Annotated in this window: 24 protein-coding genes; 9 read left to right on the top strand and 15 right to left on the bottom strand. The window is 40.3% G+C overall.

Annotated features, from left to right (window positions below; all coding sequences use genetic code 11):
* Window positions 1–43: 43 nt before the first annotated feature.
* From BDR01S_RS13275 to BDR01S_RS13230, 10 genes are all read right to left on the bottom strand, one after another.
* On the bottom strand, window positions 44–274 hold the full coding sequence (locus BDR01S_RS13275) for an excisionase family DNA-binding protein (RefSeq protein ID WP_066251034.1): 231 nt from the start codon (window positions 272–274) through the stop codon (window positions 44–46).
* Window positions 275–353: 79 nt separating this feature from the next.
* A complete protein-coding gene (locus BDR01S_RS13270) occupies window positions 354–1289 on the bottom strand; it encodes a dipeptidase (RefSeq protein WP_066251032.1) in 936 nt (311 codons plus the stop codon).
* Window positions 1290–1385: 96 nt separating this feature from the next.
* Window positions 1386–1844 (bottom strand): SRPBCC family protein, encoded by a 459-nt coding sequence (locus BDR01S_RS13265; protein ID WP_066251027.1) that lies wholly within the window; start codon window positions 1842–1844, stop codon window positions 1386–1388.
* Window positions 1845–1984: 140 nt separating this feature from the next.
* Entirely contained in the window at window positions 1985–3253 is a 1269-nt protein-coding gene (locus BDR01S_RS13260; protein ID WP_066251024.1) for an ArgE/DapE family deacylase, read from the bottom strand.
* Window positions 3250–4500 (bottom strand): Zn-dependent hydrolase, encoded by a 1251-nt coding sequence (locus BDR01S_RS13255; RefSeq protein ID WP_066251021.1) that lies wholly within the window; start codon window positions 4498–4500, stop codon window positions 3250–3252. The genes BDR01S_RS13260 and BDR01S_RS13255 overlap by 4 nt, the downstream gene beginning before the upstream one ends.
* Before the next feature lie 17 nt (window positions 4501–4517).
* Window positions 4518–5876 carry an allantoinase AllB gene (allB, locus tag BDR01S_RS13250; RefSeq protein WP_066251019.1) on the bottom strand — a complete coding sequence of 453 codons (1359 nt, stop codon included), beginning with the start codon at window positions 5874–5876 and terminating at the stop codon, window positions 4518–4520.
* 13 nt (window positions 5877–5889) lie between these two features.
* The gene (uraH, locus tag BDR01S_RS13245) at window positions 5890–6249 is read right to left on the bottom strand and encodes a hydroxyisourate hydrolase (protein ID WP_066251016.1); all 360 of its coding nucleotides are present in this window, start codon (window positions 6247–6249) and stop codon (window positions 5890–5892) included.
* Window positions 6246–7199 carry a factor-independent urate hydroxylase gene (pucL, locus tag BDR01S_RS13240; RefSeq protein ID WP_082797421.1) on the bottom strand — a complete coding sequence of 318 codons (954 nt, stop codon included), beginning with the start codon at window positions 7197–7199 and terminating at the stop codon, window positions 6246–6248. Before pucL ends, uraH begins: the two co-directional genes overlap by 4 nt.
* Before the next feature lie 13 nt (window positions 7200–7212).
* Window positions 7213–7719 carry a 2-oxo-4-hydroxy-4-carboxy-5-ureidoimidazoline decarboxylase gene (gene uraD / locus BDR01S_RS13235; protein ID WP_235846562.1) on the bottom strand — a complete coding sequence of 169 codons (507 nt, stop codon included), beginning with the start codon at window positions 7717–7719 and terminating at the stop codon, window positions 7213–7215.
* Complete coding sequence (locus BDR01S_RS13230; RefSeq protein ID WP_066363187.1) at window positions 7716–8348, bottom strand: nucleotidyltransferase family protein; 633 nt, start codon at window positions 8346–8348, stop codon at window positions 7716–7718. Before BDR01S_RS13230 ends, uraD begins: the two co-directional genes overlap by 4 nt.
* Window positions 8349–8602: 254 nt before the next feature.
* Between BDR01S_RS13230 and BDR01S_RS13225 the strand changes: the two genes are divergently transcribed.
* The 4 genes from BDR01S_RS13225 to BDR01S_RS13215 all read left to right on the top strand — a co-directional run bounded on the left by BDR01S_RS13225 (window position 8603) and on the right by BDR01S_RS13215 (window position 11391).
* Window positions 8603–9073 (top strand): nucleoside deaminase, encoded by a 471-nt coding sequence (locus BDR01S_RS13225; protein ID WP_066251006.1) that lies wholly within the window; start codon window positions 8603–8605, stop codon window positions 9071–9073.
* A gap of 24 nt (window positions 9074–9097) precedes the next feature.
* Window positions 9098–10834 carry an adenine deaminase gene (ade, locus tag BDR01S_RS13220; protein WP_066251004.1) on the top strand — a complete coding sequence of 579 codons (1737 nt, stop codon included), beginning with the start codon at window positions 9098–9100 and terminating at the stop codon, window positions 10832–10834.
* A 91-nt stretch (window positions 10835–10925) separates the two neighbouring features.
* Window positions 10926–11093, top strand: coding sequence for a hypothetical protein (locus tag BDR01S_RS25770; RefSeq protein WP_166256488.1), 168 nt, complete (start codon window positions 10926–10928; stop codon window positions 11091–11093).
* Window positions 11094–11178: 85 nt separating this feature from the next.
* Entirely contained in the window at window positions 11179–11391 is a 213-nt protein-coding gene (locus tag BDR01S_RS13215; RefSeq protein WP_066251001.1) for a hypothetical protein, read from the top strand.
* Window positions 11392–11472: 81 nt separating this feature from the next.
* On the opposite strand, the gene BDR01S_RS13210 is transcribed toward BDR01S_RS13215, so the two are convergent.
* The 3 genes from BDR01S_RS13210 to BDR01S_RS13200 form a co-directional block, all read right to left on the bottom strand.
* Window positions 11473–12441: a bile acid:sodium symporter family protein gene (locus tag BDR01S_RS13210; RefSeq protein WP_066250998.1), complete on the bottom strand. Its 969-nt coding sequence runs from the start codon at window positions 12439–12441 to the stop codon at window positions 11473–11475.
* 57 nt (window positions 12442–12498) lie between these two features.
* Window positions 12499–13500, bottom strand: coding sequence for a hypothetical protein (locus BDR01S_RS13205; protein ID WP_066250995.1), 1002 nt, complete (start codon window positions 13498–13500; stop codon window positions 12499–12501).
* A 78-nt stretch (window positions 13501–13578) separates the two neighbouring features.
* Complete coding sequence (locus BDR01S_RS13200) at window positions 13579–14052, bottom strand: Hsp20/alpha crystallin family protein (protein ID WP_066250994.1); 474 nt, start codon at window positions 14050–14052, stop codon at window positions 13579–13581.
* 259 nt (window positions 14053–14311) lie between these two features.
* Here BDR01S_RS13200 and BDR01S_RS25765 point away from each other — a divergent pair, with 259 nt between their 5' ends.
* From BDR01S_RS25765 to BDR01S_RS13180, 4 genes are all read left to right on the top strand, one after another.
* A complete protein-coding gene (locus BDR01S_RS25765) occupies window positions 14312–14521 on the top strand; it encodes a hypothetical protein (RefSeq protein WP_235846561.1) in 210 nt (69 codons plus the stop codon).
* A 28-nt stretch (window positions 14522–14549) separates the two neighbouring features.
* Window positions 14550–14816 (top strand): hypothetical protein, encoded by a 267-nt coding sequence (locus BDR01S_RS13190; protein WP_066250989.1) that lies wholly within the window; start codon window positions 14550–14552, stop codon window positions 14814–14816.
* A complete protein-coding gene (locus BDR01S_RS13185) occupies window positions 14813–15046 on the top strand; it encodes a hypothetical protein (RefSeq protein WP_066250985.1) in 234 nt (77 codons plus the stop codon). The genes BDR01S_RS13190 and BDR01S_RS13185 overlap by 4 nt, the downstream gene beginning before the upstream one ends.
* A 62-nt stretch (window positions 15047–15108) precedes the next feature.
* On the top strand, window positions 15109–15345 hold the full coding sequence (locus tag BDR01S_RS13180) for a hypothetical protein (protein WP_066250981.1): 237 nt from the start codon (window positions 15109–15111) through the stop codon (window positions 15343–15345).
* A gap of 216 nt (window positions 15346–15561) precedes the next feature.
* Here the strand turns inward: BDR01S_RS13180 and BDR01S_RS13175 are convergent, their stop codons facing one another.
* Window positions 15562–15951 carry a cupredoxin domain-containing protein gene (locus tag BDR01S_RS13175; RefSeq protein WP_066250978.1) on the bottom strand — a complete coding sequence of 130 codons (390 nt, stop codon included), beginning with the start codon at window positions 15949–15951 and terminating at the stop codon, window positions 15562–15564.
* 182 nt (window positions 15952–16133) lie between these two features.
* On the opposite strand from BDR01S_RS13175, the gene BDR01S_RS13170 reads away from it, so the two are divergent.
* Window positions 16134–16523, top strand: a complete 390-nt coding sequence (locus tag BDR01S_RS13170) for a YuzC family spore coat inner layer protein (protein ID WP_066250975.1) — start codon at window positions 16134–16136, stop codon at window positions 16521–16523.
* A 64-nt stretch (window positions 16524–16587) separates the two neighbouring features.
* On the opposite strand, the gene BDR01S_RS13165 is transcribed toward BDR01S_RS13170, so the two are convergent.
* Window positions 16588–18819: a GGDEF and EAL domain-containing protein gene (locus BDR01S_RS13165; protein WP_066250972.1), complete on the bottom strand. Its 2232-nt coding sequence runs from the start codon at window positions 18817–18819 to the stop codon at window positions 16588–16590.
* Window positions 18820–19168 lie beyond the last annotated feature (349 nt).

Raw genomic sequence — 19168 nt, 5'->3', positions numbered from 1 at the left:
ACAGATTTGTCCACGAATGGTGTCAGGCACCAACTACTTAAGATTAATCCTCGTCTTTTACGTCGATGCTTTCCGGGATGGGTTCGTTTAGGATTTCTTCGATGAGTTGTTTGTATTTTTCCATTTGTTTTAGGTGGGTACTGAATTGTTCTTTGTAGATTAGGTACTCTTCCCCGTCAAATAAGGCACGAATTTTCTTTTGTTGGATTAGGCCTTTAACGGTTGCCTCTGGAACCGATAAATATTCTGCTGTCTCTTTTACTGTAAGGTACAATTTAAATTCTCCTCTTTAAAAAAACCGTTTTTCTTTCCTGTCGGCAATTTGCCAACGATCATTCCCTTTTCTCAAACCTTCATCGTCCAAAACCCGGCCGGTGGTCCAGAAAGTTTTGATAGGCAAAGCCGCGGACGACCTCTTCACTGTAATATTTTAATAGCTCATTAATAAGATTTTGGCTTTTTGAGGCGTCATCCAAATTGGTAATAAGAGTAGAAATCCCATCAAAATCCGAGCCGAATCCAATCTGTTTGACCCCGCCTAATGAGCAAAAGTGATCAATATGTTTCACAAGGTCCGGAATCGTTACTTCGCCCGATTCTTTTACAAAAGGTGGATGGTAGACAACATGAATCAACCCGCCTTTGGCAAACATCGCCTGAGCCTGTTCATCTGTTAAGTTTCGCAAATGGTTGCAAAGTGCTCGTGCATTCGAGTGACTTGCAATCGGATACTTGGCTAATTCAATGACCTCCCAAATCCCCTTGTCGCTTAAATGGGAAACATCGGTCAATATTTGATGCTCATTATTAAACTTGACAATTTCTTTTCCGAACAGTGTCAGCCCAGCGCCACGCGGTTCTCCGGCACCATCTGCGGCAAGATTGGCTTGATTCCACGTCAGACCAACAGAACGTACACCGAGTTGGCAGAGAATATGGAGCTTCGCTAAATCGTTGCTAATTGCATCGACGCCTTCAAGTGTTAGCATCGCCCCAATCTGACCAATTTTTAAATCGTCAAAATCAGACCAGTCTTTGATATGGACCATGTCAGGATTTTTCCCAAGCACTTCCTTGTAAAAATAATCGATCTGCTCGAGGGCTACTTGAAATTTCTGGTCCCCTTTAATTTCCGGTTCGATAAAAATCGCAAAGCACTGCACTTTGATTTGGCCTTGCTGTAATCGAGTCTTATTTGTTTGTAATTCTGGCGCGTCAGCGAATCGCAACGACCCCTTAGCTTCTTGGAGTTTCAATAGAGCGTCACAATGTAGATCAATTATCTTCAAATCCAACGGACTCCTTTTTATCAAGAGTTTAACATATCAAAGAGAGCTAGGTGGATAAATTACCTAGCCCAACAAGAATTTAAGTTTCGGAAAAAACTAATTAGCTGCTTCCGCCATTTTTTTAATACTAGGCAGCACCTTTTCCCAAATCTCCGCACTTAAATCGCGGTATTTCTTCCCATCCGGCATCACAGAGAAATCCCCTTGCAAAATATGCAGTGTTGTTTTTCCATTATACTCAGACAAGTGGAAGGTGATCCCGTCTTCCTCCGTAACAAGTGCCTTTTCCTCACTCCGAACATCAAAAACGGTAAAGCGTAGGAGTTTTTTTGGCTCAAGAGCCGTCACATCCCCTTCGACTATTACCGTCCCATCCTCGCCTTTCCATAAAACAGGACTGCCAAGCTCCCAAGTGGAGTCAAGATGAAACTGTGGTCCCCCGCTTGAAAATTCAGTCGCCCAATGGTTATTGTACTCATCGACTGTAATAACATCCCATACCTTTGACGCCGGAGCATTGATTTCAATCGTTTGGTCGACAAATAGTTTATTCATATGTACCTCCTAGGTAAGATAAATCCATTATATATTTACCAAATATCCCTATCACAATTATAGACCAATAAGGTAAAGGAAACCCGCCGTTTGATTGGCGAGTCTCATGTTTTCCCATAAAATTAACTCTCAATTATTAGTTAATCCTTTCCGGCCCTTCCCTCCCCCAGTAAATCATAAAGTGTACAAGCAATTATTTTGGTGGCCGTAACCAAATCCTCTAGACGGATATTCTCATCCGCCCGGTGTCCATTGGCCTCTTCAAGCCTTTTTGGGCCGACACCAAACATAATCGTCGGGATGCCCTTTTCATAAAAATGGCGGGCATCGGCATAGATTGGGACTCCGTTAATGGCTAATTCACCCTTGCCCTTCATAACGGACTGCCAATTCGACGATAATGCGGTAATCAGTGGAGAGTCTTCTGGAACAGGACCAAAGCTTTCTGCTTGAAGGATTTTTCGAATTCCAAGTTTAATCCCTTCGGTCGTCTGAACTGCTTCCTCAACAACTTTTCTAAATTCCGCTTCCGCTTGTGCCGCGTCTTCACCTGGAATTAATCTACGGTCGACCCTTAGCGTACATTGATCGGGCACAACATTCGTGTTAATTCCACCTGAAATGAGACCGATAACCAAGGTTGGATGGTCAATCCCAGCCACAGGGGATTTCTTCGCCGTGAGCGTTTGGCGGTATTCATATAACCCATTTAATATCTTAGTTGTCGCCTCTAGCGCATCAATTCCTGTATGGGGCAGAGCAGCATGGGCAGACTTCCCTGTTGTTATCACTTCAAAATGTAAACAGCCGTTATGGGCATTCACTGCCGAATAGGTAAAACCAGCCGAAATCGCCATATTAGGACTTATAGTTCTTTGTTCGAGCAGTCGTCTAGGGCCTAATTCTCCGCCTGTTTCTTCATCAAACGTAAATGCAAGGTCGATTTCCCCTTGCAACTGTTGACTGATTCCCGCCTTTTTTAAGGCTAAAACGGCGTAGGAATAAGCAGCAATATCGGATTTAGAAACTGCCACACCACGCCCATACATCTTCCCATTAATGACCTCTCCTCCGTATGGGTCAACACTCCAGCCTAAACCTGGCGGTACGACATCACCGTGAGCATTTAAGGCGACACACAGTCCTTCCCCGCCCCCAAACTTTGTGCAGCTAAGGACGTTAGCCAAACTAATCATTCCAGCGGCCTTTACTTCTTCCTGGTCTACCTCTAATAACGAAATCTCCTCAAAGCCGAGTTCTAGAAGCTGTTGCTGTAAGAATGCGGCAATCGGGTAACAGTCACCAGCCGGGTTATCCGACGGGACTTGCACGATCCTTTGTAAAAAATCAATCATTTCCGCTTGGTGCTCCTCAATCCACCGGACCAACCTTTCCTTATCCTGATTCATAATGCTCCTCCTTTTTGCTGTGGATACGCTAGTTGATGTAATAATTGGCTTAGTACCTCAAGACCCTTTTCTAAGTCGGTGGGGGATGTATATTCCAATGGTGAATGGCTGATTCCTCCCTGGCTTGGGACAAAAATCAAAGTAGTTGGACAAATTTGAGCAAACAACTGAGCATCATGCCCCGCCCCGCTGTTCATCACATGATAGGAAACCTTTTCCTTTACGCAAATCGTCTCTATCCTTTCATTTAGGCTTGGATCCATTTGAACTGGAAGAACCTCATGCCATTTTTCTATCTCAATCTCTAGCACCGCTGATGCGGCAATGGCAAGAAATCGACTGATAAATCGTTCACAAAAGGAGTTTAAAACAGACTCGACTGGATGTCTGGCATCGACTGTAAAAACGATTTGACCAGGTATGACATTTGAAACATTCGGCTCTACAAACAGCTGACCCACCGTCGTGACCAAATTTTCATCATATTCTTTAGCAAGTTCATATAATTCATGAATCATTAACACCCCGCCACTCAAGGCATCTTTTCGCCATTTCATTAATGTTGTACCGACATGATTGGGTTCGCCTTTTACTGTGATTCGAAAGCGTTTTTGACCAACAATGGTTTGAACAATCCCTATCGATTTCGCTAGTTTTTCAAGGCTAAGTCCTTGTTCGATATGTAATTCAACGAATGCATGAATATCGTTACGGACCGTGTAATTATCAGCTTCAAGCCCAAAACCAGCCTCTTTCATAGCAGTTTCAAAGCCAATTCCATTCGAATCCCTAACACCGATCATATCGGCTAAAGAATAGGTGCCTGTCACCAGCCCTGACCCCGAACAGGCAATCGGAAAACGGCTCCCCTCCTCTTCACATAATGAGACCACTTCCAGGTTTAGAATTGGCTGCCCATACTCCTTTTTTAGATGGCTTAAAGCTAGGATGGCAGCAACAATTCCATAGGCACCATCGTACTTACCGCCAGAAATCACCGTATCAACATGGGACCCAACTAGTATTGTTGGAGCCTCTGGATCTACGGTTGGCAGTCGTCCAAATAGGTTTCCAATCGAATCGAATTTTGTCTTGAGCCCGAGCAGCTCCATCCATTCCCGTAAAGCTTGCTGCGCTTCCTTCCAAGGTTTGGAATAGAGGGTCCGAGTCACTCCACCTTCACTTACTGCACCAAACGAACTGAGCCACTCAATCGCTTCAGCCAAATTATTGGGGAACTGCTTCATCACTCGCCCTCCCTTGCTTAAAGGCAAACACCTAATTTTTCCTTAAACACCCCGGATTGATCATCATAAATGACCTTTCCTCGAAGAATAGTTTTCTTAACCCTGAGCAAAAACTCCCTATTTTCATAGGGTGAATAGGCATTTCGAAAAGCCAATGACTGTTTATCCGCAACCGTTGATTCATCTAATCGTATCAACACTAAGTCCGCATCTAAGCCTGGACGAATTTGACCTTTTCGGTTAGCAATACCAAACCGTTCAGCCACTTTTGACGTACCTAGGGGTAAAATTTCACCTAGGTTTATTCCACGCTTAAGCGCCTCATCAAGAAGCGCAAGCCACGTAAATTGAACTCCTTGAATCCCACCCCATGCATCCCAAATCGAATCCGTTGCTTTCATAGAATAAAGACACGGGGAATGATCTGAACCAATCGTGTCTATCCAGCCTCTTTGAATGCAGTCCCAGAGCCCTTCGACCTCTTCGCGTGCTCTTAATGGCGGTGCACATTTGAGAATGGCGCCCTTTTTTAAAAAATCCTTTTCATCAAAAATTAAATAATGCGGGCAGGTTTCAACTGTAACATCTACTCCGCAATTTTTAGCTTGTTCGATAAGTCCGACTACTTTCGCTGAACTGATATGCACAAAATGCAGGGCTGTTCCATATTTTGCAGCAAGCTCTAGGGCATAACTAACTGCTTTCTCTTCTGCCGATACGGGCCTGCTCGCGAGAAAGGCTTTTCGCTCATTCATCCCAGCCCTATTTTTATATAAAGCTGTCAATTTATTAATCTCCTCATCCCATTCCGCATGGAGAGCGAGAATTTTCCGATGCTCCTTTGCAGCCTTCATCGCTTGTTTCAATCCATCTGGTGATACAAACTGGAAATCATCGATCCCGCTTTCACTCATAAATGCCTTCCACCCAATGATCCCCTCACTCATTTGAGAGAGTTCATGGCGGTTCTTGATGTTCGTGTCTGTCATTCCTCCCCAAAGAGCGTAATCAACATGTGACATGGTTGTTAAATACTGCTTTTTATCTTGTAAACTCTTAAAATTAGTAACAGAGGGTGCACAATTCAGTGGCATATCAAAAATGGTTGTGGTCCCGCCAATAGCCGCGGCACGGCTCCCGGTCTCAATTCCTTCCCAATCGGTTCTGCCCGGGTCATTGAAATGGACATGGGCATCAATAAAGCCGGGAACCACCAGACAGCCGCTTGCATCAATCATCGTATCTGATTCCTCTTTCCACGGCTCTCCTTCATTTTTTACAAGCGAGTCAATCCGTTCATCAATGACTCGAATGTTTACCTCTCGAAAGCCCTCCTCGGTAAAAACAAGCCCATTCTTCACCCATCGTTCATCCATCTTAGGATCCTCCTTAACTCCCGCGATACGTATTGTACCCACCCGGGGAAATCAACAATGGTACATGATAGTGGGAGGCGGGTTCTGAAATGCCGAAGCGAACGGGAACACAATCCAGGAATGAAGACTCCCCGAGAAAAGTGCCGTGTTTCCGAAAATAATCTCCAACATGAAAACGAATTTCATAGATTCCTTTATTCATATTGCGCCCCTCGATGAGAGGGTGATTGACGCGGCCATCTTCATTCGTATAGGTGGATAGTAGGAATTCGAATTTATTGTCTGAACCTACCCGCCACATTTCCACTAACACACCGCTTGCCGGTTTTCCCAAACTTAAATCAAGGACATGGGTAGTTACTTTTCCAGTCATGTCGGTGATTCCCCGGGATTTTCTAAATCTTCACGTGTCATGGAGAAACATTGAAACCCAAACGGAGGACGCGGTTCGGTAAAAACTTTTCCTTCTTGTGAGGCAGGAATTTCGTCTAAAACAGTTTCCCAAGTACGGTTATTGGATTCAAAACAAACTTCCACTAACTGCGGAAAGCGCTTTAATATCCGAAGACCAATCCGGTAGATTAAATTTTGAATGGAAGGAGAGTTTTCTTCATGAAAAACGGTATAAGCAATATCCCTGACTTGCTCTGCTGCAACATACCCATCTTTCGTACTTCCTCGGGCGCCCTCGAAATCGTGATAGCGCCACCCGATATTTAAAAAGATAAACAGCGGCCTGTCGTATGATTCCGGCAATGTTGTATATTCATCCTTTATAAAGCCGAAAAAAGAGCTTCCTCGTACCTTTAGAAGCTTTAGTCCTTTCAAACTGCTTAGATGATCGGCTGTGATGATCTCTTCTCCGGAGCGCTTCACTTCAACGGATGCAACAGACTGTTCATTTAATGAATAGCGAAACACCAATGGACTCGGTTCAAAACTACCTTTCGTCGGCACTTGAAGCTCGTCGAATAGGATTTGTTCGCTAGAAATGTCAACAGCACTCATATGTGGATAGGTCTCAAGGAAACGGCGGGCGACAAATTCTAGAAACCCTTCTTGTGTCGAACCTTGATAATCGCCGGCATGCTTTAGAATGAAATTTTTCATCGAATCGGTTGCTACCACTAAGGTATTATCTCCATCTTTAAAGGATGATAAGAAGGCATCCCCTTCCACTGCTACCTTCACATTCATTCCAAAAAGAATATTGCTTCGGCCAGTAAAAGCTGATTCAGGAATCGAACGGACTCCTGTAAGCGGGGCTGCATACGTACGGTAAACCCAAACATCATCTTTTCCATAGCGCATCGTTCTTTTCATCTCATCATCCCCTTTATTGAATAACATCATATACGCGGAAGCCGGCAATTTTATAGACCTCATTTAAGGCTGTCAGCAACTCTTGTTCATAGGTATTACCTACCCGTTCTTTCATCGCAGCTAGGATTGCATCCTTGTTTTGTCCTTTCACTGCCATAATAAAAGGAAACTCAAATTGCTCAACATACCTTTGATTGAGTGAAACAAACTCTCCATAATCCTTTGTCGAGAGCTTATCAAGACCTACACCAGCTTGCTCCTTTTGCGATACCTCTGATATTTTTAATCTTGTCCCGAGATCTGGATGGGCACGAAGCAGGGCCAATTGCAAGGTCCGATCGGCATTTTTCACCACTGCCACCATCGTTTGTAAGAGTTCCTCGCGAGATTTAAAGGGCAGACAATCCCACGACATTGTGGCCACCCATGGGGAGTGCTCAAACACCCAGCCTACTTTACTCACAAATTCTTCTTTATTCATTTGATTTACTTCTACGATGGAAGTCCTCTGACTATTCACTTCCTGTGGCCACACCCTTTCAACCATTGATAGTCATTTTTAGTATCGACATCAAAAAAGTCCGCATCATTTTCATATTCTACCAGCATTCCGGTTAATTCCCTTTTTTTAAAAAGCTGTCTTGCACCTTCGTCGCCCACTAGTTTCAATAAATCAGGAACCATTTGTGGTGAAAAAATGATCGGTGGTCTTGGAATTCCCTGAAAACTGGCGGCAAGGAATGGAACACGACCTTGCAGTAGATATCGGGATACCATATCATTGATGATTCTTAACGGCAGGAGAGGTTGGTCAGCGAGAAGGACCATGATTCCCTTTGGTTCCGTTTCCATCGCTGCCAGCAACCCAGATTGTAAGGAATGGGCTTGCCCTTTATCTGCTTCTCGGCAAACAACAGCTTTCCAGCGTTCCCGGAAGGTGGTTTCAAAAAGGGTGTCGTCAATCCAACGGAGCGAATCCTCTTCCCTTTTCACAACAATCGTAAAGTCCAGTTTAGAATTCACTGCCTTTTCTAAGACTGAATTACCAATTGTTTTCCCGCCGAAAGGGAGTGCCAGCTTGTTAACTCCCATCCGGCGGCTCTTGCCCGCGGCAAGATAGACTGCGATGACCCCGCATTTATCCTTCAAAAGAAAGCACCTTTTTATTCCAAACAGTTAACATTCCAACCCGAGTACTGTTCATTTATGACCTCCTGTTTTTTTCTAAGTTATATAACTCTATATATATTGAAAGACCTCTTAAAATACACCCATGTTCTTTTCCAATTTTCTTAAGGTCAGGTTGATTTACAGTAGGTAGTTGAACAATATTATTAAAGCTACCTGTCATCTTTTTTCATGATGAAAAATAGACTAATTGAAAAATAGAATGGAGAGGTTCTATGTCAGATTTTCACTTTATGGAAAAAGCGATTGAACTGGCCTTAAATAATGTGTTAACGAAACAAGGCGGACCTTTTGGAGCAATTGTCGTCAAGGATGGAAAAATAATTGGTATGGGGAAAAATGCAGTAACTGCAACAAACGATCCAACCGCACACGCCGAAGTGCAAGCCATTCGTGATGCGTGCCGATTTTTAAACGACTTTCAGCTTACCGGCTGTGAAATTTATACCAGCTGCGAACCTTGCCCGATGTGTATTGGTGCTATTTATTGGGCACGCCCTAAAGCTGTTTATTATGCTTGCACGAAGCAAGATGCGGCAAAGATCGGGTTCGATGACCAATTTATTTATGACCAACTCTCCATTCCCGTTGAAAATCGTAAAATACAAATGAAAAAAATTTTTCCAACGAATGGCGATTTGCCGTTTAGAACCTGGGAGAATGCAAATGATAAAGTGGAGTATTAAATTGACAGAAGAGGATGTTGTTCTATGGAGGGAAACCAATTAAAAAAAAGAATCTCTGTAGCATCTAAACGAGAACCAGCGGATACTGTCATTAAAAATGGCAAAATTATCGACGTCTTTAATGGAGAAATAATCGAAGGTGATCTAGCGATTGTCGATGGATACTTTGCGGGTATCGGAGACTATGAGGGAAATAGGGTGATTGATGCAAAAGGCCGTTATATCTCCCCTGCTTTCATCGATGGTCATGTTCATATCGAATCCTCAATGGTCACACCTAACGAATTTGCCAAAGTCCTTCTTCTGCACGGCGTGACCACTGTCATTGCTGACCCTCATGAAATCGCCAACGTATTAGGAGTTGACGGAATCCAATATATGCTTGATTCCTCTGAAAACTTACCGTTTGACTTTTTCTTCATGCTTCCTTCATGTGTCCCTGCGACCGAATTTGAGAATTCGGGGGCTACTTTACATTCAGCAGATTTAAAACCATTTTATCAGCAGCCACGTGTACTTGGATTAGCCGAGGTCATGAATTTCCCAGCTGTCCTAACAGTTGAGGATGATATGCTCAATAAAATCTTAACAGCAAAACAATTTGGCAAAAAAATTGACGGTCACGCGGCAGGGTTGTCTCCCAATGATTTGAATGTGTATATGGCAGCAGGCATTTCCACTGATCATGAAAGTACAACAGCTTCCGAAGCAAAAGAACGTCTCAGAAGAGGAATGTACTTAATGATTCGTGAAGGTACGGTTGCAAAAGATTTACAGCAATTAATTCCAATCGTCAATGATCACAATGCACGAAGATGTTTATTCGTAACGGATGATAAGCATTTAGATGACCTCATCCAAGATGGCAGTGTTGATCATAACGTCAGACTCACGATTGCTTCAGGTTTATCTTCAATCATGGCGATACAAATGGCAACGATCAATGCTGCTGAATGCTTTGGGCTCGAGTCTAAGGGGGCAATTGCACCTGGATACAAAGCAGATTTCTTCCTATTCGATGATCTGGAGAAAATAAAGATAACAACCGTTTTTAAAGATGGAATCGCAGTGGTCGAGAATGGAAGGCTTATGATTGAATCACAGAATCATACGCTAGTTGAAACAAAGCGGTTAAGAAATTCTGTCCGTTACCATGAGCTTACGGAAAATGATTTCCACATTCCATTAAGAACAAACAACGCAAATATTATTGAGATTATTCCCAATAGCCTTGTAACGCGTCATCTTATTGAAAAAGTTGATAGGAGTGATTTGGGGTTATTTCAACCTTCCATTAACAATGACCAATTAAAGCTGGCAGTGATTGAGCGCCATCATTTGAAAAATCAAAAAGGTTTAGGGATTGTCAAAGGTTTAGGTTTAAAGTCCGGAGCCATCGCCACAACCATTGCTCATGATTCCCATAATCTTATTATGGCCGGAACGACTGATTTTGATATGGTAGTTGCTGCAAAAGCCATTAAAAATATCCAAGGGGGTCTCGTGGTGGTCAATCATGGGCAAGTGATTGCCTCATTGGAGCTTTCCATCGCAGGGTTAATGTCTGACCGGCCATATCAGGAGGTTTATGCCAGTCTAAATGAAATAAATCTTGCCCTCAAAGAAATTGGTGCAAACGACCACTTCAACCCATTTTTAACGATTTCATTTTTAGCACTGCCTGTTATACCAGAACTAAAGCTAACAGATAAGGGACTGTTTCAAGTAAGCAAATTTCAGCATATAGATCTCGATGCATAGGAAATAATAAAATAGCCAGCATAGATGCTGGATAGAAAAATAGATCATGTCCCTTAACTCTCATTTAACCTTGGTTTGAAAGGATGAAACAATGAAGAAAAGTATGTTTAATGATGGCGATGAAGTTCATATCCGTTCTTCGGGAGAATCAGTAACCATCCATAAATCTCAATATGTAAAAAATATGAAACGGTACTCTTACATTGTCAATGAACATCCCAATACCTTTTTCTTTGAGGAAGAACTAACAAAAGAGTAGTTTATTTTGATGGAGACTTAATATTTGTTTAATTACAAAGGAGAAAAGCCCCTTACTGTCGAAGTTATAGTAAAGGGGTTGTCCAATGAATAAATCTGAATTATTAAAAAATCTACACTCTTCCAGTCGGAGTAATTTATTTTCAATTGAGATTCCAAAGGCTGCAAAAGAAGATGAAAGACTTATTGATGGCTTGGTTAGAGAGTTGGTAAAAGATGGTAAAATAAAATTAAGAGAAGTTGTGCAAAGAGACTGCTCCATTTATTTATCCGGAATTATCAAGTATGCAACCAAGTAATCCCTACTTGTGAGGGAGTTCCCTCAAAAAACATCCCCTCGCAAATAATTCCGAGGGGATTTCTTAGTTTAAAACACAATTTTATAACGCAATCGATTCTTGCCTTTCGATTTTTTTATTATAGTATCGATTAAGAAAATACCCATTTAACGAAGCAAGGGTTTGCTGAAACAGCATACCGACAACTACCGGTACCGCAACCGCAGCCGGGAAGTAAGTAATGGCAATCACTGCACCGGCACTAATATTCCTCATTCCGCCAGTGAATGTTAGCGAAATAACAGTATCTCGCCCACCACTTAAAAATCTCCCAATAATAAATGAAAACAAATAACCAGTCAGCGCAATCATAAAGACAGTTAGGGTTATACCCACTAGTTTAAGGTCTATATGTTTTAAATAGGGTGCGACAACTGCCCCATTAAGCATGACTACAAATCCAATGCTGATTTTCGAAAAGGGTGCAAGCCGAGTCCCTATTTGGTCTTTAATTCTCCCCTTTGTCACTTGGTTTAGGTACATCCCAATTAGGGAAGGAATCACAACCATCCCCAATAGACCCTTCATGATATTAAAAAAGTCCATTTCTATTTTTCCACCTATAAATAACGAAAGCGAAAATGGAACAATAATTGGCGAAAGCAACGTATCAATTAAAATAATCGATAAGACCAATGGAATGTTTCCTTTGTATATGGCCACCCACATGAAGCTAGTCACTCCTGTTGGAATGACCATGCCTAAAACAAGTCCAGTGATCGTATAAATATCGCCGGAAAAAGCCACATGACCCACACCCCAGGCCCAAATTGGCATCAGGACGTGGAGAATGGCCATGGCAATAATAATTGGAAACGGATGAACAATCACTTCTTTTAATGAACGGAAATTAGAACCTAAACTGCCAGCAAAGGTCATAAATGCAAAAATCCATGGAATTAAATAGGAGAAATCCTTTAAGTGAACACTGAACAATACCCCAGTCAGCACACCCACCGGAGTGATTAATGGCATGATTCTTTCTAGTTGTTTATTTAACTTTTGCAGCATAAAAACTCATCCCATTTCACTTTAATTGGGTACACACCATTATCAAGAATACCACATTTATAGAGGATTTTCACCTAGGGAAGGGTCGTCCTCTATAACAATGTCAGTATATGGTATATCTGCATCAGGTGGCATGGGATTCACGTGAGAGGATGACTCATTATTTTGGGAATCTGGCTGCTTTTCTTCTTTACTTTGGGGTTCTGGCTGTTTTTCTGCACTGGTTTGATTTTTTTCCATTTCCTCTTTTACAGCCTTCATTTTTGCTATATCCTCTTTTACTTGCTCAGTTATTTGCTTCGGTACAGCATCACTTCCGTATGTAGCACCAATGTTTAGGGCACCACTCAGATGATTAATGCCAAGCTGGGAAATGTTGTTGTTTTGCTCATATTTATCTAAATAAAGCTTATCTATATATAATGTGTTACAAATGGAATCTTGCTGTATAGTCGATTCTTCTGTTTCCACCATTTTCTTCGTTAATTCATTACATTTTTCTGTAAGATTATCCATTCTTTTAAGTAGCCCGGCTTGTACTTCATTAACCAGTAAATAATTATTTTCCAATGCAAGGACTCTCATTTTTATATTTGAATCAAATGATTCAACATCTAATTCTTCCGGCTCGTCCCCGTCAAAGGGTGAGCCTAATGCTGTCATTCCTTCTAATTTCGATTGATTATTTCTCTCTTCCTTAGAGAAACCGTTGAATTGAAGGCTTTCTTGTTCCATTAGCTTCAAAATTTGTCTCTCCAACGACATTACTTTTTCATGCATCATTTCTTGTTTTTTAATATGAGTAGCTAATTTTTCTGAAAGATGTCGTTCCACTAAATGAAGTATCTTTCTTTCCCTCTCTTTTTCTTCTTCTGCGGACAAGGATTTTTTTTCTCCACTGCCCATTCCAAACATGAATGCCCGAACTTGTTTTTCAAGCTTTAACAAACTTTTTATTTGAACTTCAAGTGCATTTATTCTTAAAATTTGCTGTTCTATTTCATTCAAATCATTTTTCGGTTTTTTACTTTTTTGATTAAAAATCCCTTTCATAGACATAATAAATCCCCACAATTATTTATTTTTTCCCACAGTATAAAGTCTAATGAAAACCAGTAATTCTACAAACAAGTTAGTTTACTCAATTGGTACTTGCTCTTCATTCCTAAATTGCCGTTTATATGCAACAATAAGAAGTCCATTATGGAATCTTGCCCGAATCTGATTTGGATACGTGGGTTCAGGGAGCTGAATTATTCGTTCAAAATCACCTTGATATCTTTCTTTTTGCACTAGCTCACCTTTATTTATCTGGTTGTTGTTTCCTTTAATTAATAGCTTTGTACCTGACACAGACAATTGAATATTTTCTTTCGCGTAACCGGCCAGATCCGATATCAACATTACCTCCTCATCTGTTATGTGGATATCTGTGGGTGGAAACGTTTTTGCTTGTCTAGGTTCTAAAGAAGAGTCACCGGCCTGCCAAAGATCTGAATTATTCTTCATAAATTCATCTAAGGAGGACTGTCCTAATATCTCATTCCAAAAATCGGTATTCTGATATTTTTTTGCCAAATCCATCCATTGCAACATCTTATTCATATCCATGGTGGATCCCCCCTAGCGATGTAACGTAGTGATTTAAATTATCCTAATAAATGTCTCATCTATAGATAATCATATTTAATTTTTATTAATTCATTCATAATAAAATCTTTACAGCTAAACTATAATAAATATTATCATTCCAATCTTATATACTATCTAGATTAACAGGTAACATAATTTCTACTTTAGATGCATATCTTTCAATACCCGGGAAGAAAAAAAGGAAGGATCATAATCTATGTTCTTTTTACCAACTAAGGTGAATATAGGCGCTTTTAAACTGAATAATATTGATCATTCAAGTTCAATATCATTTAGTTCCACCATTAAAAAAAACAGAAATGTAAGTGCAAAAAAAAATCAAGGGTTTGGGCAGCAATTGGCAGATAATACTCTAAGAGTTTACTCAAAAAGTTCAGTCATAGATAATGATATAGAGGATTCTTGCACAGAAAGATCAAGAATTTAACCTTTATGAAATACTTAGGAGGTTTGACATGGCTGGTTCGGTCCCTTATATCAACATAAATATTAATATTATTAAAGTGAATTCCTTTGAGAATGCATCAGCTATAAATGTTGGTCAAAATCTTTTGGCTGAATGGCATAATTCAGACAAGAAAAATATGGGATTAGGGCAAAATATGGGAGATGGAACAAACTTTTTTGGTACGACGAGCAGTGTTGATGATCGGGATCAGCTTGATGCCAATACCTCTTTTGAAACAGCTAATCTACCTAACCCCTTAGGAATGACACCATGACATTAGCGCCAGTTGTACTCAATATTTTAGGTATTAAGATTAATGCTATTGACCATGGATCAGTTGTCAATCTTGGTCCAAGTCAGCATCTGGATTTATTTGTTTCATACAAACGGAACCAAGGAATTGGGGAACAGAATGGAGATTTATCCCCCATCCTACAATCTCAATCAGGGGTATGGGATATGGATTTAATTGACAGCCCGACGGTCAAATCAAGTTTTTTGTAGTATCCCTTTTGGGACCAATCTTCGGCTTAGAGGATTTTCTATTAATAAATTGAGGTGTTTATATGGTATTTATCACTCCGACGGTCATAAATGTCCTTGGATTTAAAATTAATACTATGGATAATGGAGCTGTGGCTAATATGGGCTCGTTTCAATTAATCGACCAATTAGTGAGCTATAAACGGAACCAAGGAATTGGGGAACAAAATGGGGATCTATCCCCTTTCAATTTTCCAAGCGTTGCTTTGTTTGATCCTGACGGCAGCGATAGTAATACCGTTAAAAATAGTGTGGTTTAAAACAGCCGAACCGCTCGAAAAAATCAAAAAAAGTTCTTCCTCAAGCTACAAGAATACTAATCTTGTATGTAATTATACGTAGCTTAAAGCCTCGGGAAAACCGAGGTTTTTTATCAGTTTGAAGGCCTACATTGGATTAAATGTAAGCCTGAATGATAAAAAATAAGTGCACCTTCAAGGTATACATAGTAAGTAGCCGTATACCTTATTGGCCCTTTATTTAACTATTACTTTCCCAACCATTCCTCCCTGGAAATGGTACCGACATATCAGTTCATATGTACCTGGCTGTTTCGGTTCCACGGTAATGGTTTTTTCTTTTCCTGGTTGTACCTCGGCGTCAATTCCGAGCTTTTCCACTGTGAAGGTGTGCTCTTTCTTACCTTTGTTTTTCAATATCAACGTTGTGGTTGTTCCATTTGAAATAGTGATGGCGTTCGGATTAAAGTAATTATCGTTCAATTCGACCTCAAGCGATTTAACCGTCTCCATGGGCTGAGTTACATCACCGGATTCGGCAAATACGCCGGTTGAGCCTAGAGTTGTCATAACCACAGCCATTGCAAGCACAACAACCAATCCTATTACCCGCTTTTTCACAGACATTCGTAATCCCTCCTTTCCTAAACCCTAGTATTTTCTAGTTCATAAATTTTTATCAGTATAAAATTAGTTCCAACATGCATTCATTATGTATCATGAATTATACAAAACCCTCCAGTAACCAATATCGACAAGGATACATACCGTATATTGCCTTGTGTTTTAAATATGGAAGGAGAGTGCCCATGTATTATTACCCATATCACTATCCAATCTATCCTCCATTGCCCGTTTACCCGCCTCAATTAGTGGTACAGACATTCCCCAGGAGTTATCCGCCAGTAGATGTTAAAATATTTGAGAAGTCTGTCAAATCCTTTCGGCTATTAATGGAGCAAGGAAGTATATTGCTTGATCGACTAGGAGATTCAGACTTTGCTCGCAAAATGATGACTGCAGCCCAGCAAGGAAAAAAAGCGGAGGTTGATCATTTAATTAGTAGCATTGGATTAAAAGTCCCTGTTACCACAAAATTCACCCCAACTGGTGTCGACTTCGAGCTCTTCACTCAACCAAACGCAAACATGCCTGGTAGCTGCTGTACCTTAAAGGTGTACATGAAATGGGGAAATTAATCATTAGAAAAACACTCCTTCCGGAAAAGACCAATTAAATGGATCCAAAAAAGTGGTACCCCAATCAAAATGGGATACCACCATTCTTTTCATTTCTTGATAATAGATATTCAACCATCTCATCTGCAGGAATTGGCTTACTAAAGAAATACCCTTGACCAATCTTGCATTCATTTTCCTTTAAAAAATGGAGTTGTTCATTTGTTTCGATTCCTTCAGCAATCACAGAAAAGTTTAAATTCAAGCCCATATCTATAATTATTTTCACCATTTTTCCTTGATTGGAATGATAAATTATATCATCGACAAATGATTTATCAATCTTTATTTTATCAATTGGAAGATGCTTTAAATAACTTAAAGAGGAATAGCCTGTTCCGAAATCATCGATTGAGAGAAGGACACCCAGTTCCTTTAATTTATTTAAAATAATCGTTGAGTTCTCAAGATTTTGCATAATACTTTCCGTTATTTCTAGCTCTAAATGAATACCCTTCAGATCAAATTCGTCCAATAAAGCGGAAATATATTCGATGAGATGGTCATCCTCAAATTGACGGACCGAGACATTTACTGCGATAGGAAAGTCGTGAAAACCGAGCGATTCCCACGCTTTTCGCTGCCTGCAGGCTTCCCGTAAAACCCACTTACCAATTGGAACAATCAAGCCCGTTTCCTCCGCAAGTGGGATAAATTCTAACGGTGCAATCAGACCATGTTTAGGATGCTGCCAACGGATTAATGCTTCAATTCCTACTAATTCTCCTGTTATCAAGGACACTTGCGGTTGATAATGAAGCATCAATTGATTCTGTTCCAGTGCTTTTCTTAATCCAGTCTCCATCTCCATTTTCCTTATATATATCCCATTTAAATTGGAGGAATAAAATTGAAAATTATTTTTACCACGTTCTTTAGCCTGGTACATGGCCGTGTCTGCATTTTTTATTAAGGTTTCCACATCTATTCCATCGGCAGGGTACAAGCTAATCCCGATACTTGGTGTAACAAAGAACTCTTGATCATGGACTTCGAACGGATTTGAGAATTCAGATAGGATTTGCTGGGCTACATGTTTGGCCCGTTCCTTATCAATATCTTCTAATAGGATAATAAACTCATCCCCGCCTTGCCTTGAGACAACCCCATCATTCTTCACCGTCGCTGCTAAACGGGCGGCTACCTTTTGAAGAATGAAATCACCAACCGTATGACCCTTTGTATCATTAATAATCTTAAACCGGTCTAAATCTAAAAATAAAACCGCCAGCATTTTGTCATCTTGTTTAGCTAAGATTTCGTTTAGATGGTTTCTGAACTGATTTCGGTTAGGCAGGCCAGTCAATGAATCATAAAAGGCCATATACTGTATCGTTTTCTCCGTTTTCTTTCTCTCCGTAATATCCCTTCCGACCACTTGCACAGCAGATCTTCCTTCATAAAAGATGGTGGTTGCTGCCATTTCAACATCTATAGTCTGACCATCTAGCCGATTCACCTGGAATTCAAATCTTAATTTCTCTTGATTATGGAGCTCAAAACTGCCTGCTTTTTGCCTTATTGAATGAACAATATTGGAAGAAGCAAATTTCAGAGCAGACTCACCAATTACTTCTTCCGGACTCGATGCCCCAACTAACTTCCAACCAGCCTCATTTATATATTCTATTTTTTCCAAACTGACAACCGCTATAATATCAGGTGACATTTCTATTAAACTACGATAAAGATCTTCGCTTTCTTTCCGATCCGTAATATCAAACAGGACACTATTGAAATCTACAAAATTACCTTTACCATCAAGTGTTGGAAATCCTCTATCCGAAATCCAACGAACTTCACCATCCGGTCGGACAATTCGATATTCACTTGTGACGGCCTCTCCCCTTGCTAATTTTTTCGCTCTCTCATCTAAAACGGCTAAGTCATCCGGATAAATTACCCTTTTCCAAAGATCTAGGTCCTTATAAAAATCAATAGAAGAATACCCATATAATTTTTCAATCCCGGGTGTAATTAATAAAGCGTCTGACTTTAAATCATGTGACCAAATAGCTATATCTAACGTATCAAATATATTCTTTAATTTTAGTTTATTTATCCGAAGTTCATCGTCCTTCCTGCTCTGTCCTTTTAAGAAATGAATGAGGACGGGAAGGATGCCTATCAGAATAAAAAGCGAAGCAAATTTGATAATACCCACGGAAGGAAAAAATAAATCTAATAACTCCGACACGACAATCAGACTAAATAGGAGCATCCAATTTAATCTATCGTTTGTCTTTTTGATCCTCATTCTGGCTTCTCCCTTTTCTGCATCAACTTTCTGGCTTTTCGAAACCGACTAAACATGGCATTATCTTTAAAATAACAAAAAATGATATACATAACAATCGAATTGAAACGATTACAACATTTACATAATATTTAATTGATTTGGCTGTTCAAAAGTTCGTCATAACATTTCAAACATAATGTGAACTTATCACTATACCCATGTTGTTAAATGAAAAAATGAAATATAGTGTAATCATAAAGAACAAACAAAATTCGAAGGGCGGAATGAATTATGTTTAACAAATTTTTAAGAGAAAATAAAATTGCAGCGGCTATTCTTACAGTCTTACGTTTATACCTTGGCTATT

The organism is Neobacillus drentensis NBRC 102427, from assembly GCF_001591445.1.
In the GTDB taxonomy this organism is placed as follows: Bacteria; Bacillota; Bacilli; order Bacillales; family Cytobacillaceae; genus Neobacillus; species Neobacillus drentensis.
Note: the sequence above shows the minus strand (reverse complement) of the source record. Positions and strands in the feature narration are given on the sequence as shown.